The organism is Porphyromonas cangingivalis, assembly GCF_900638305.1.
GTDB lineage: Bacteria > Bacteroidota > Bacteroidia > Bacteroidales > Porphyromonadaceae > Porphyromonas_A > Porphyromonas_A cangingivalis.
The window spans coordinates 1,104,175-1,118,745 of the sequence record NZ_LR134506.1 but is presented as its reverse complement, the minus strand read 5'-3'; the positions used below and the strand labels follow the sequence as shown (position 1 = coordinate 1,118,745).

Here is a 14,571-nt window from a genome sequence, read left to right as displayed (position 1 = left end):
CGGTATTGAACATACGTGTGACTCCGAGTACGGAAGTCAATTTTAGGAGTGAACGAGATCTCCGAGACACTGCCATAGACAACCTCTACATTTTACGATTTGATGCTGAGGGAAAGTTTGTGAAGGCAGAAGAGGTTGAAAATGCTTCCGGATTGCCTGCCAATCCAACGATTACTCTTAAGGAAACTCCGACCCAAGGCGAAACCTTGATTGTCATTGCCAATGTCTATCGGGTAAATCTGTCGAACCTGACTGTGGGGACTTCAACTGTGTCAGATATTTCTTCTGCTTTCCCTGGAAATATCACTCAAGGTGACTGGCATATAAAGACCGAACATATTGCCGGTGGGACTTTGAGTATCCCGATGTCTGGGGAGCTCACTTGGACAGCTTCTGGTTCACGTGAGGTGCAACTGAAGCGTTCTGTTGCCCGCGTGAAGTTGGTCATTGACATTCCTGAGGGTGCAGATGCTACTGGTTCTCTTTCGGGAGTTGATCCTCAAGATATACAGTGGAAGATATTGGATATCCCCGACGAGGGGGAGATCTATAGGCCAGCCGGGGCTGCTCTCACTGATGGTTATGCCGGAGTCGTGGATTATGTGACTCTATCCGCAAATAATATTGCCTTCATTCCCGAGACGAACAATTTTTCCAATATAGATACAGACATCAGAGGAGAGCAGAGACGCCCTTCAATCATTATCAAGTATAAGGTTAAGACAGTCGAAGCTACACCCGGACAGGAAAAGTTTCGTTACTATCGCATGGACTTTAACGATCGTAACTATATATCCAGATCAGGTGCCCCGGCTCCTACTCTTACTTATCAACCGATTCAGAGAAATAATGCTTATACATTTACCGTTACAAGTGCAAAATCGCATGGGTATGAGACGGAAGATGAGGCTATGAGCAACCCTCCGACAAACATCCTATATAAGATGGTTGTGACGGCCAATAATCAATCATCTTTGACTCATACCGGGCAGTACCTGATCTCGGCATCCTGGGAGAATCTTTTGATTATATATCTTCCTCAGGATAGATATTTTGATATGGATATGGCAGGATCCACTAGTTATTATTATCGTTCTGTTTCTGCGGGCTTCGTAGATATTAAGGGACCGGATGATACTAAGGATATAAAAGCAAGCATTAGGGCTTATGAAGTTACTGACGACTTGCTTCATAATGTCCATAAATTGTCTACCTATGATAGGGTGAATCTTAAGCGCATCGATGAAAACAATCCTGAATATTCCTCTCCAGATGATGGTGGGGATACACCTGAGCCTCCTTCACCCGGTCCTTCACCTAAGCCTAAACCCAAACCTAAACCCAAACCTATTTCAGGAAACAGTGGTTCGACTCCATTCGGAGCTGCTTTCAAACTCAGTCCTCTACAAGATTTTCCGATGCCTATTGATGACGAGGGTGGTGGACCCGTTTTCAGACTTCCAAAGAAGGATACTCGGTTTATATGGCCAGGGAATGATTCTAAAGATGCTATTTCCAAAGGGGATTTCATAAAAAGTGCTGGGTACGATCGTCCCATGGGGCTATTCTTCTACTATTGGCCGGAAATGACCGAGAAGAAACCTGCCGATGTAAGGGCTGTCTTTAAAATTGATGCCGGTAATGCTCGGAAGATCATGAATGTGTCTGCTCGAAATTTCTATGCCTCAGAGGTGGTCAAACTTCCCGATAGAGAGATTATACGTATCAAGGGGCTTTATCCTCCTTTTCTTTGGGTAGAACGTCCTCAGGTTATTGGAGAAAGCTCATTCCCTATTGAATTTGTGATCGTAAAGGTCGAAGAACCGGATGTTTACAGTATACGTATCAAGAGTCCGGACTATTACTACCCATACCCAATGACAGCTGTTTTATCAGTTTATTATAAACCGCCAACATCCGGTGTCACACCCGGTATGGAGCATTTTATGGAGGGTGTTACGTATATTAATTTTGTCATGCCCGCAAATCCGGCAGTTTAGTTTTTTTAGAGTCTTGTGTAAACCATAATGGTCGGATAACCTCTGATATGCAATAGGACAGACTTGCCCCTGCTCATATATTCATGTCTAATGATGTATATGAGTTGGGGTGGTTCTGTTTTTGTTGATGTGTATGCCTTTAGCTATGAGATTTACTTGGTCGATTATGGTAGATTGAACATATACAGCCGGTTGTATTCGTTTTTAGGAGGAGATCTTATAGTTCTTTATGTCGCACGTGCAGAAGGGCTTTCTGTTCTTTAAGAAGTAACTCCAGGTGGCCGTATAAAAAAGGAGCGACGGATCTGAGATCCATCGCTCCTCGAAAGAATGAGTGTTTCTTTAATATCCTTTTTGCGTTGTCTTATTGAGCTGAGATAGCATCAGAAGGACATGCACCTGCGCATGCACCGCAGTCGATGCAAGCATCAGCGTCGATTACATAGATATCACCTTCAGAGATTGCAGATACTGGACATTCGTCGATACAAGATCCGCATGCTACACAGCTGTCAGAAATTACGTGTGCCATAATAATAATGAGTTTATGAGTTGTTTGTTTTGTTAATTTCAAATCCAAGTAGAGATGAGCATCATCCCCTAATTACACTGCAAATATACTGCATAATTTCAATATATACCTATAAGTAGGTATAAAAAATGGGGTGACATCCCTTATTTTTTTGTTTTTTTCTACCTATTATGAGTGTTTTGTTTTTGTAAGTGTCTATTATTCAGATCATAAAAAGGTCTCATCGATATGTCATCGATGAGACCTTTTTTGTGGTACCTATATACCTATTTGATTAGATCTTGCCGTATTTGTAGGCTTCGAGCAGGGCTTGTAGAGCATCGACCTCGCTTTGGAGTATCTTTCCATTGTCCGTATCAGCGACGAGGATGCGGTGGCTGCTGCTCGTCTTGACGACAGTAGAGCTTTGGATGTCATCCATGTTTTCGATAGCCTCTTGGGTCGAACTGAACGGTTCGTGCTGTACCAGGTGCAAACCGTGAGAGTTGTAGATAAGTGTATATCCGGCTATACCCGTGCTTTTTTGGTAGGCATGGCTGAAGCCTCCATCGATGAGCATCATACGACCATTGGCTTGTATCGGCAGTTCGCCTTTGATCGCTTTGACCGGTACGTGTCCGTTGATGATGTGACAGTCAGGTCCTGCGAGTCCAAACTCCTGGAGGATCCTGATGCACATTTCTTCCTCCTTACGGTAGACGAAGTAGTACCCCTTGTTTTCTTTGTGGGTCTCTTTGTCTTCGATGAAATAACGCTCCAGTGTCGTCATTGCATCTTTGTCAAAGAGCGGAGAGTCCGGTCCACACCACAGATACCACATGAAGTCTATTGCCGACTGAGTCTTGCTCTTGGGGGCTTTGCGTTTTCTGCCCACATGAGCTTCACGGACGAGGCTGTCTATTTTTTCGTACAACGCTTTTCCGGCATATCTTTTGCCCTCGATCTCCACCTCTTTGAAGCTCCTATCCTCGTTAAGGGGTACCGAAGCGTGATAGAGGAGGTTGTCATTTGTCGCCAAGAACATGCTGCCGTACTTGTACATCAGACCGATATGGTGCTGGAGCTTCTCGCTGCGACGGAAGCACTCCATCAGGCGATCCACCACCTCTTGCTCCTCTGCTGTGAGGGTATATGGGTCTTTCGGATCTATGGTCGGGAAGTTCTTGTCCAAGAGAGGATAAGTTTTACCCGAAGGGAGGGTGATCGTGCCGGCTTCCTTATCGATGAGATGGAGGAGGTTGCGTCCTTCCATCTTGTACTCCGGATGTCTCTTGATGATCTGATACTCAAGCTTGAATTGCATGATGGAGATCGCTTTGTGCATCTGAGCCAGTAGGTACACACTACCCTCATCATAGACACGGTCGGCAGTGGCCAACTTAGGCATGAAGACCGTACAAGGATCATCCGCATAGACCTTCATGGCAAAACGAGCAAGGGGTAGGAGGTTGATGCCATAGCCCTCTTCGATGGTGTTGAGATTGGCATAACGCAAAGAGATACGCATGACATTTGCCATCGAAGCCGCGTTGCCACAAGCCGCCCCCATCCATACCATGTCGTGGTTGCCCCACTGCATATCCCAGTTGTGATACCCATCGAGGGTGTCCATGATGTGATGAGCCCCAGGGCCACGGTCATAGATATCTCCCACGATGTGGAGCTTGTCGATGACGAGACGCTTGATGGTCTTACATATTGCAGCGATGAAGTCTTCCGCTTTGCCTGTCTGGATGATCGTGTTGAAGATGCTTTGATAGTACATCGTTTTGTGCGTGTTTGTGGCATCTTCGTGCAGAAGCTCTTGGATGATATAACTGTACTTCGAGGGCAAGGCCTTGCGCACCTTGCTACGTGTGTACTTCTCACCCACCTTGCGACACACCTGCACCAACTGGTTGAGGATCACCATGTACCAGTCCTCGATGTTGCTTTCACGCTTACGGATGATGTCCATGATCTCGTTGGGGTAGTAGATCAGGGTACATAGCTCTCGCTTCTCTTCCTGACGTACAGAGGTCCCGAATATCTCATCCACCTTGCGACGGATACTGCCTGAAGCATTCTGCAAGACATGTCTGAAGGCTTCATCTTCTCCATGAATGTCTGCCAAGAAGTGCTCTGTCCCCTTGGGCAGGCTTAGGATCGCTTTAAGGTTGATGATCTCTGTTGCTGCTGCTGTGGCAGAGGGGAACTGCTTGGCCAGCAACTTCAAGTACTCTTTGTCGTATTTCTTTTGAGCCATATATGTAGTATTATTTTATTGTTAGTCCGATTGTTTATGTTATTTCGACAAGAAAGCTTTGAGGTCTCTATATATGAGAGCCGTCGGCAGTCCTATGATGTTGTTGTACGAGCCTTGTATGTCTTCCACGGCAATGAGGCCTATCCAGTCCTGTACCCCATAAGCTCCGGCCTTGTCCAAGACCTCGCACCTGCGGATGTAGTATTCGATCTCACTCTCCTCAAGAGGGGCAAATTTGATTTTGCTCACTGCTTGTCCGGCAATGACCTTGCCGTGGGCATCCATGATGGTGTAGCCTGTGATGACCGTATTTATCTTGCCACTCAGTCGATGGAGGAAGTCTCGGGCATGATCCAGGTCGGTGGGCTTGCCAAGGAGTTCGCCCTCAAGCAGCACCACCGTGTCTGCCGTGATCAGGATCTCCTCGTCGCTCAGTGAAGGGCGTAGGCTGTCTGCTTTGAGGCGAGACAAGAAGGGTGCCACTTCCTCTATCGGCAAACTTTCGGGATAGACTTCTTCGACCTCTGACGGACGCACCGTGATGTGCAGACCGAGTTCGCCAAGGAGTTGTATCCGACGAGGGGACTGTGAGCCGAGAACGACTCTCCGATTGCCAAGGAGGGCATTTATGGGAGCTTCCATGCTTTGCGCCATGTCTTTATTGTTCGTTACCAACCGAAAGCAGCTTCGTTCATCCAGAGGTGCTTCACCTTCAGAAGTTCCTCAAGGATATCTCTGGCCACACCCATCCCTCCGCAGACGGGGGAGATGTATTTTGCTATGGCCTTGACCTCGGGTGCAGCGTCTGCCGGAGCCACGCTGAATCCGCAGTACTGCATCACCTCGATGTCGGGGAGGTCATCGCCCACGTAGATGATCTTCTCTGCCGATATACCTGTCCTTGAGATAAAATCTCTCAAAGCCTCTATCTTATAAGGCACCTTCATATAGATGTGCTTCATACCGAGGCTCTCGTAACGTTTGGGAAGGTTTTCAGAGTAGCCCCCTGTGATGATACCCACGACGATCCCTTTCTCTATGGCCGTCTTGATGGCATATCCGTCTCGGACATTGACCGTACGCTGAGGGACACCATCAGGTCCCATCGGTATGGTGATTTGCGAAAGTACGCCATCGACGTCGAAGATGACGGCTTCGAATGTCGAAATATCTATACTGACCTTGCTCATAATCCTTTATCTCTATTGTGTTTGCTATACTTGTCGGTGATCGATCGACTGACCTCCGTGTATAAGAGACTGAGGTCGGAGCGATTCTGTAGGAGTTCGAGATGTCTCTCTATCGTTGCACTGTCACCACGAACCGCAGGGCCTGTCTGACCGGCTGTCGGTGACATCGTGTTTAGTTTGTTTAGGGTCTCCCTCATAAGAGGTATAAGGGTTTCGGGTGGCAAGTCGCCCATATCCATGACCTCGTAGGCAGAGGCATACATATGATTGACAAAGTTGCACGCAAAGACAGCAGCCACGTGCAGGTACCTCCGCTGTAGACTGTTGCAGAAGGTGATTTGCTTTGTCCCCAAGGCGTGGGCGATCTCCTCCAGCATCACTCTGCTACGAGATGAAGATGCTTCGAGGAAGAGGGGAATGTCCGAGACGGTGAGCTCCCTCTCTTTGCTGAAGGTCTGGAGCGGATACAGCACTCCATGATCCTTCGCCCTTTGAAGGACATCCATCGGTGTGGCGCCCGAGGTATGAAGGACAATAGGAGCGATGGCACGGCCGTCAGACATCTCTTCCGAAAGTCGGACAAGGGCATTGTCACTCACGGCAAGGAGGACAAAGTCCACATCACTCTCCCAAGCCTCATCGACAGAAGCCAGACACTTACTACCCAGAGCCCGAGCCAACTCCTCCGCATGGGCTTTCGTACGGCTATACACCCCCCGACACGACATCCCCGAAACCACAAGAGCCTTCGAGAGATGGGTGGCAACACTGCCACTGCCGATAGTGATGAAGGTACGACTGTTATTCATTGGTGGAGACGGTATTGCGATCTTCAAACGTTTCGATAAACACTCTTTCCCACTCTATATCCTCTTTGCGTGGGTCAAGATCTTCATCCTTCGGCAAGCCTATGGCGATGATACAGAGGACTGCGCTCGTGGGAGGAAGTCCAAGTTCGGCACGGACGACCTCCTCTGCCCCCATCGAGTCGTGCACATGCACCCAGCACGAGCCCAAGTCAAGATCGGTCACTGCCAGTTGTATATAGGATGCGGCTATGGCGCAGTCGATATAAGGTCGGGCAGCCCTCGTCGTATCGGCACATACAGCGATGGCAAGTGAGCCGGCACGGATGGGATCGGCACCCGAAGGCTTGCATCGGGAGAGACGATCGAGTCGCTCCTTGTCTTCGATGACGACGAAATGGGTGGCACGACGGTTGCGTGAAGTAGGTGCCTTCAGAGCTGTCTCCAAGATGTCCCTTAGATCCTCAGCCTCGATCGAGGCCTCCAAAAACGTCCTTACCGTCCTTCGCTTGCTGCTGATGAAGTTGATGTGTGACATATCAGTAAAAAAATATCGTTGCTCACGGAGCAATGTCATAGTCCTCGGTATCGGGTGTCGGTAGGTGTTACAAGCCTTTGGCAACTATCCGCAACTTCCCCTATTCACAAAGATAACATCATCTGCCCAATGTTTGTCATGCTTTGCCCTTTCTTTTTGGAGGCAGAGTTTTTTTGTTTGACTTTATCTTATTTTGTTATCTTACGGGGAGTTTTCTGTCAGGCAACAGAAAACTTTCTGTCGCGAGACAGAATACATTCTGTCGTCTGAAAGAATGTCCCGAAGTCGTGAAGGTGTGAGGATGAGGTGGCGGGGTGGTGGTTGCAAGAACACAAAAGGGGCTACATCGGGAGTTGGTCCTGATGTAGCCCCTTCTTATGTCGGGCGAGGGTCTTATACCTCAATAATGTGTTTTGATCGTGCCTCTTTGTTTGTTCTTGGAGGAAGAGGCTTTTTGTTCTTGATTTTGAAGGCGTTTGGCAGTGGACGACTGTGGTAGAGTCTTTGTGTCTTTGCCACGGAGGGTGGCATCCACCTTGGGCAACTCTTCTTGGATGGCCTTGATACGACCGGCATCGGAGGGGTGGGTGCTGAAGATGTCAGAGCCTTTGTCTCCACCTTTGCCTGCCGACATCTTCTGCCAGAAGGTCACGGCACTTGAGGGGTTGTATCCTGCGATCGCCATGAGATAGAGGCCTATACGGTCAGCTTCGTATTCATGGGTACGGCTGTATGGAAGCATCACGAGGAGTTCGCTCCCGAGGCCGTATACGACACCTGCGATCTGACGTGTCGCAAAGGACTTGTCGTAGAGAGCAAGGCTGAGGGCTTGAGCTCCGTACTGCTTCATGATCTGCTGGCTCATACGCTCGTTGGCGTGTTTGGCAAGGGCATGAGCCACCTCGTGAGACATCACGGTGGCGAGTTCGTCGTCGGTAGAGGCGTATCTGAGCAACCCTTCGTAGACCACGATCTTACCTCCCGGCATGCAGAAAGCATTCACTTGGTCGGATTTGACGAGGTTGAACTCCCACTTGAACTTCGAGATCTCGTCCGCCATCCCCAGCGTGCGGAGGTAAGACTCTGTCGCACGGGCGATATTGATGCCTATTCGTCGCACTCGTTCGGTCTGGCGGGCATCGTTGGAGATGGGAGCCTTGCGTATGAAGTCGTTGTACTGTTTGAAACTGCTTTCCAAGATGACATTGTCGGAGACGAGGTTGAGTCTGTTGCGACCTGTGAGGGGAACGGATGAGCATCCGACAAGGATGGAGCCCGCGAGGAGTGCCGTTGCCCAGAGCTTGGTACTCTTGTATAGTCGTGATAGATGTTGCATAGGTTTTTACGGATTGGTTTGTGGCCTAAAGATATGAAAAATGGGTTGTGTGTCAAAATAAGTATCTTGACACACAACCCATTGGTATGCTTGAAATCAAAGTGTAAGGTCAGACCGGGAAGATAAATGACCCGGTGGTCGGTTTACTTCTTGCCTGTATGCCCGAAGCCTCCTGCACCCCTTGAGGTCTCATCAAGTTCGGCCACTTCTTCCCATTCTACCTGAGTGTAGCGTGCGATGACCATCTGGCAGATGCGATCACCGGGTCGGATGGTGAAAGGCTCGGAGGATACATTGGCAAGGATGACCTTGATCTCTCCACGATAATCGGCATCGATGGTCCCGGGGGTATTGAGGAGGGTGAGACCGTGTTTGAGAGCCCAACCGCTTCGGGGACGAAGTTGCATCTCATACCCTGCAGGTAGAGCGACGAAGAGCCCCGTGGGGATGGCTTGGCGTTCGAGAGGTCCGAGGGTGAGGGGCTCGGTGATATGAGCGTGGACATCCATCCCTGCCGATGCAATGGTCGCGTAGGAGGGTAGGGGATGGGGGCTTTTATTGATGATCTTGACGGTGGTCTTGTTCGTTTCCATAGGTTTGGTGATTCGGAGTTATTCTTTGCGTAGTCGGGCAAACTTCACGATGAGGAGTTTCTTGCCCTCGTTTTCGAAGTTGATATGTACTTTCGTGCCCGAAACGCTGTCGGTGAAGCCTTCGACCAGTCCTCGTCCGAAGCGATCGTGGTACACATGATCACCTTCCTTGAAGTCCACATCTCGGACTTCGGGCACCATCGTCGCCACCTCTTCGGCAGGGGAGGGGGCTGTGGATCGTCGGATGATGCGTGTCATCCGTCTCTTAGGCTCTTCCGAAGTCGTTGCCTGTGGTTTAGGACGAGGGTTGGGTGAGAAGGAATGTTTAGTGCCAAGGATACCCGCATAGTCTTCGATATAAGTGGGATCGAGATCGAAGATGAAAGGACTGGGGTCTGATCTCACTAATTCTCCGTGTATCATACGTTCGCAAGCGAAGGATAGGGTACACATTTCTTTGGCACGTGTGATGGCGACGTAGAGGAGACGGCGCTCTTCTTCGATACCTGCTTCGGTCGAACTCCTTTCGGATGGGATGAGCCTTTTTTCAAGCCCGACAATGTAAACGTGTGGAAACTCCAAGCCTTTCGAGGCGTGCATCGTCATAAGGGTAACCTTAGGGCGGTTGTTGTCCTCGGTGGCGTCACGGTCGGTGTAGAGTGCCATCTCGCGGACAAAGTCATCGATGGATGTGTTTTCGTCGGCAAGCTTAGTTTTGCTTGAAACAAACTCAGAAACAGCGTTGAGGAGCTCGTCGATGTTTTCCAGCTTCCCCTCCGACTCGACACTGCCGTCACCGTACATCTTGGGGATGCCACTGGCGTGGATGACGTACTTGAGGAACTCATCGGGATCGAGCTCATCCTTACGGCTTCTCATCGTGTCGATGAGGGAGACGAAGGCGGTTAGGTGTTTGATGGCAGCAGGTTTGAGGACTTCGGCGAGCAAGGTCGGATCTTTGATGACTTGCATATAGCTCCGTCCTTCTCTGAGTGCAAGCATGGAGACCGCATTGAACGAGGTCGCCCCGATGCCCCTTGTCGGGGTGTTGTGCACCCTTCGGAAAGCTTCGTCATCATCAGGGTTGACGATGAGACGGAGATAACCGAGGACGTCCTTGACCTCCTTGCGATCAAAGAACGACAACCCACCATAGATGCGGTAGGGTACACCGAACATCCGCAGATTGTCCTCGATGAGACGGCTCTGGGCATTGGTGCGGTAAAGGACAGCTATATCTTCGGGCGAAGTGCCTTTATTGATGAGCGAGTAGATCTTGGCGGCTATCGTCTGGGCTTCGACGGCTGCGGTGAACGAGGTGATGAGGCCTACTTTGCTACCTTCGCCGGAAACGGCCTCGACGACCTTGGGGATGCGCTTTGAGTTCTTCTCGATGAGTTTGCCCGCCAAGTTGACGATTGTACCTGTGGAGCGGTAGTTCTTCGTGAGCTTGAGGAGGATGGCATCAGGGAAGTTGCGTTTGAAGTTGAGGATGTTGTCGATGACTGCGCCACGGAATGAGTAGATGCTCTGGGCATCATCACCGACGACACAGACACGTGCCTGCTCTCCTTTCAGGAGCTTGACGATCCTGTCCTGTACCTTGTTGGTGTCTTGATACTCATCAACAAGGATGTATCTGAAACGCTCGTGCAACTCGTTGCGGACGATCTCGTGCTTCGACAGAAGGCGATACATATTGAGCAACAAATCGTCAAAGTCCATCGCGTTGGCACGGTGGCAACGAGAGACATAAGTCTCATAGACTTCAGGGAATCGGGAGATCTTCTTGATCGTGAAGTAGTTTATGGCCTGACGGTCTTGTCTCACATCATCGGGCATGACGCCTTGGTTCTTTGCACTTGAGATGAGGGAGAGCATCTTTTTGGGGTCATAAAACTTTTCATCAAGCTCTTTCTCCTTCAAGATCATCTTGATGAGTGCTTTAGTGTCCGTCGTATCGTAGATGGTATAGTTGTCACTGTAGTCCAAAAGTGGGGCGTAACGCCTCAGCAGTCGGGCGAAGATGGAGTGAAACGTCCCCATCCACAGATGACGAGCGATGTCGTTACCTATCATCGCACCGATACGCTCACGCATCTCGCCCGCAGCTTTGTTGGTGAAGGTGAGGGCAAGGATCTGTGACGGAGCATAGCCCTGGGTGAGGAGGTAAGCTATCTTTGTCGTGAGCACCCTTGTCTTGCCTGATCCGGCACCTGCGAGGATAAGGCTATCCCCCTCGTTGTAGAGGACGGCAGCGCGTTGCTCTTCGTTGAGACAATCCAATAATTCTTCTATCGAGATCATTTATTTTTGGTCTTCTTGGTTTTTGGAAAGAGTTCGCGACGCAAGTACTCGGCGGTATAGCCTACGGTAGACTTCAGCATCTCCTCCGGTGTGCCCTCGAAGATGATCTGTCCGCCCCCTTGTCCACCTTCCGGGCCTATGTCTATGAGGTGGTCGGAGACCTTGATGACATCCATATTGTGCTCGATGACGACGACTGTGTTCCCTCTGTCTACGAGTCTGTTGAGGATGTTCATGAGCATACGGATGTCTTCGAAGTGGAGACCTGTCGTCGGTTCGTCAAGGACATAGAAGGTCTTCCCGGTGTCCCTTTTTGATAGTTCGGCAGCGAGTTTGATGCGTTGGCACTCTCCGCCTGAGAGTGTGGATGAAGGTTGTCCGAGCTTGATGTAACCCAAGCCCACATCTTGCAAGGTCTTTATCTTAGTGAGTATGTGTGGAATGTTCTCAAAGAATTCCACCGCCATATTTACCGTCATCTCAAGGACATCCGCTATGGACTTGCCCTTGAATCTGACTTCGAGTGTCTCACGGTTGTAGCGCAACCCTTTGCAGGTCTCACAAGGTACAAACACATCGGGCAAGAAGTTCATCTCGATCCTCTTGTAGCCATTCCCCTTGCATGTTTCGCATCGTCCTCCTTTTACATTGAACGAGAAGCGTCCCGGTTTGTACGCACGCATACGGCTCTCAGGGGTCTCCACGAAGAGGTTGCGTATGTCCGTGAAGACTCCTATATAGGTCGCCGGATTGCTTCGGGGCATGCGGCCTATGGGTGACTGATCCACCGCTACGACCTTGTCTATGTGTTCGAGGCCTTTCAGTTCTTTGTATGGTAGTGGTTGTGCCAACGATCGATAGAAGTGTTTGCTGAGCGCAGGATAAAGCGTGTCGTTGATCAGTGAAGATTTGCCACTCCCCGACACCCCTGTGATACAGGTCAGTGTGCCAAGGGGAATGGACAGTGTGCCGCCCTTGAGGTTGTTTCCGGTCGCACCGATCAGCTCCAGTCGCTGACCGTTTCCGATGCGTCGCATCTCGGGCACTTCGATCTCCTTCTCGCCCCTAAGATACTTTGCCGTCATGGTATCCGCATCCCTCATCTTGTCCGGAGTGCCCTCGAAGACTACTTGTCCACCTTTCCGTCCCGCTCCCGGCCCAAGGTCGACGACATAGTCCGCCTCCATCATCATGTCTTTGTCGTGTTCCACGACGATGAGGGTATTGCCCTGATCACGAAGTTGTTTGAGCGAATGAATGAGCTTGATATTGTCTCTCTGATGGAGCCCGATGCTGGGTTCGTCGAGGATGTAGAGCACATTGACAAGACGACTGCCTATCTGAGTCGCAAGGCGGATGCGCTGTGTCTCTCCGCCCGAGAGGCTCCCTGTCGAACGCGACAATGTCAGATAATGCAACCCCACATCCAAGAGGAAGTCTGTACGAGAGACGATCTCCTTGATGATCTCCTTCGCCACGGTCTTTCGTTTCGGATCGACAAGATCGGGTACTGTCATAGCCCAATCCTTGAAGTCCGGCAGAGGCATATCCGTCACCTCGATGATGTCTTTTCCCCCTATCTTGTAGGACAAAGGCTCTTTTGCGAGCCTTTTGCCATGACACGAAGGGCATTGGGCATAGGTGTTGAACTGCTCTGCCCACTTCTGTGCCGATGCAGACTCCGACTGCTCGGCGATCTCCTTGATGTACTCCGTGAGACCCGAATAACTGAACAATCTCTCCCACTGACCACCGTCATTCTTGACCCTCAGAGTATAGTCCACGCCGTTGAGGATGTCATCCATGAGCTCTTCGGGATACTCGGAGATGGGATCATCTATCGTGTAGCCGTGGTGCTCTGCTATGGCGCGGAGTTGGTTGAATATCATATTATTCTTGAACTTCCCCAACGGGGCCAGTGCCCCCCCGGCCACGCTCAGTTTGTTGTCAGGTATGATCTTAGCCATGTCAGGCGTGGGGACTGTCCCCAGCCCCTTACACTTGGGACAGCTCCCTTGTGGAGCATTGAACGAAAACGTATGAGGCGCAGGATCCGGGAACGCCGTCCCCGATACCGGACACATCAGACTGCGGCTGAAGTAGCGACCTTTCTCCGGCATGTCGAAATCCATGACAAGGATTAGGTCTTTGCCGATCCTCAGTGCCGTACGGACGCTCTCACGTACACGTTCATGGCTACCGGCATCGACTTTGAGCTTGTCTACCAGCACTTCCACTCTGTGCATCTTGTACCGCGACAAGGCTAAGCCCGGCACGAGGTCTGTCATCTCGCCATCCACACGCACTTGGATGAATCCACGCTTACGCATCTTTTCGAGAAGTTCGCGGTAGTGTCCCTTGCGATCCTTGACGATCGGAGCAAGGATGTATATGCGCTTCCCCTCGAAGTCATTAAGTATCCCCGATACGATATCTTCCTCTGTAAATCTGATCATGGCCTCACCTGTCACTGGTGAATAAGCCGTCGCAGTGCGAGCGTACAGCAGGCGTAAGAAGTCGTATATCTCCGTCGTCGTACCCACGGTGCTTCGTGGGTTTTTGTTCGTCGTCTTTTGCTCGATCGAGATCACCGGGCTGAGCCCCGTGATCTTGTCCACATCGGGACGCTCCAACCCTCCAAGAAATCCTCTGGCGTAGGATGAGAATGTCTCTATATAGCGGCGATTGCCCTCCGCAAATATGGTGTCGAACGCCAACGATGACTTGCCACTCCCACTGAGCCCTGTCATGACACAGAGCGCATTGCGAGGTAGATCCACATTGACATTTTTGAGATTGTGTATCCGGGCACCTCGCACCGAGATACACTCATTATGATGTTGATTATCTTTAATATCCATTATCCCGAAAGTCTCTACCTGCACCTCCTTTGTTGGCATGCAGGTGAAACGCAAATATACTCATTTTTTTGCCCACCTTTTCCTGCCATTGTCGTGTTTTTCACTTTCCGACAAGCCAAGCAATAGCTCCGGATCGCTTTGTCTTCATGGAGATCTTCATCGC

The 14,571-nt window shown here is 50.2% G+C and carries 11 protein-coding genes; 1 reads left to right on the top strand and 10 read right to left on the bottom strand.

From position 1 onward, the window contains the following. The first annotated feature begins 119 nt into the window (after positions 1-119). Entirely contained in the window at positions 120-2,000 is a 1,881-nt protein-coding gene (locus EL262_RS04675) for a hypothetical protein (RefSeq protein WP_159100492.1), read from the top strand. Positions 2,001-2,364: 364 nt separating this feature from the next. On the opposite strand, the gene EL262_RS04670 is transcribed toward EL262_RS04675, so the two are convergent. The 10 genes from EL262_RS04670 to uvrA all read right to left on the bottom strand — a co-directional run bounded on the left by EL262_RS04670 (position 2,365) and on the right by uvrA (position 14,408). Next, positions 2,365-2,532 (bottom strand): DUF362 domain-containing protein, encoded by a 168-nt coding sequence (locus EL262_RS04670; RefSeq protein WP_078735584.1) that lies wholly within the window; start codon positions 2,530-2,532, stop codon positions 2,365-2,367. Positions 2,533-2,806: 274 nt separating this feature from the next. Continuing rightward, the gene (locus EL262_RS04665; protein ID WP_025837067.1) at positions 2,807-4,777 is read right to left on the bottom strand and encodes a fructose-bisphosphatase class III; all 1,971 of its coding nucleotides are present in this window, start codon (positions 4,775-4,777) and stop codon (positions 2,807-2,809) included. Between the two features lie 39 nt (positions 4,778-4,816). Beyond that, positions 4,817-5,431 (bottom strand): Maf family nucleotide pyrophosphatase, encoded by a 615-nt coding sequence (locus tag EL262_RS04660; RefSeq protein WP_126464359.1) that lies wholly within the window; start codon positions 5,429-5,431, stop codon positions 4,817-4,819. Between the two features lie 14 nt (positions 5,432-5,445). Further along, complete coding sequence (locus EL262_RS04655; RefSeq protein WP_025837071.1) at positions 5,446-5,967, bottom strand: KdsC family phosphatase; 522 nt, start codon at positions 5,965-5,967, stop codon at positions 5,446-5,448. Then, entirely contained in the window at positions 5,964-6,776 is an 813-nt protein-coding gene (locus EL262_RS04650) for a Rossmann-like and DUF2520 domain-containing protein (protein WP_025837072.1), read from the bottom strand. Before EL262_RS04650 ends, EL262_RS04655 begins: the two co-directional genes overlap by 4 nt. Further along, positions 6,769-7,311, bottom strand: coding sequence for a nitroreductase family protein (locus EL262_RS04645; protein WP_025837074.1), 543 nt, complete (start codon positions 7,309-7,311; stop codon positions 6,769-6,771). The genes EL262_RS04650 and EL262_RS04645 overlap by 8 nt, the downstream gene beginning before the upstream one ends. 400 nt (positions 7,312-7,711) lie before the next feature. After that, positions 7,712-8,647 (bottom strand): M48 family metallopeptidase, encoded by a 936-nt coding sequence (locus EL262_RS04640; RefSeq protein ID WP_078735583.1) that lies wholly within the window; start codon positions 8,645-8,647, stop codon positions 7,712-7,714. A gap of 143 nt (positions 8,648-8,790) precedes the next feature. Then, positions 8,791-9,240, bottom strand: a complete 450-nt coding sequence (gene dut, locus EL262_RS04635; RefSeq protein ID WP_025837078.1) for a dUTP diphosphatase — start codon at positions 9,238-9,240, stop codon at positions 8,791-8,793. 18 nt (positions 9,241-9,258) lie between these two features. Then, the gene (locus EL262_RS04630; protein WP_051522643.1) at positions 9,259-11,547 is read right to left on the bottom strand and encodes a UvrD-helicase domain-containing protein; all 2,289 of its coding nucleotides are present in this window, start codon (positions 11,545-11,547) and stop codon (positions 9,259-9,261) included. After that, positions 11,544-14,408, bottom strand: coding sequence for an excinuclease ABC subunit UvrA (gene uvrA / locus EL262_RS04625; RefSeq protein ID WP_078735600.1), 2,865 nt, complete (start codon positions 14,406-14,408; stop codon positions 11,544-11,546). Before uvrA ends, EL262_RS04630 begins: the two co-directional genes overlap by 4 nt. Positions 14,409-14,571: the final 163 nt, after the last annotated feature.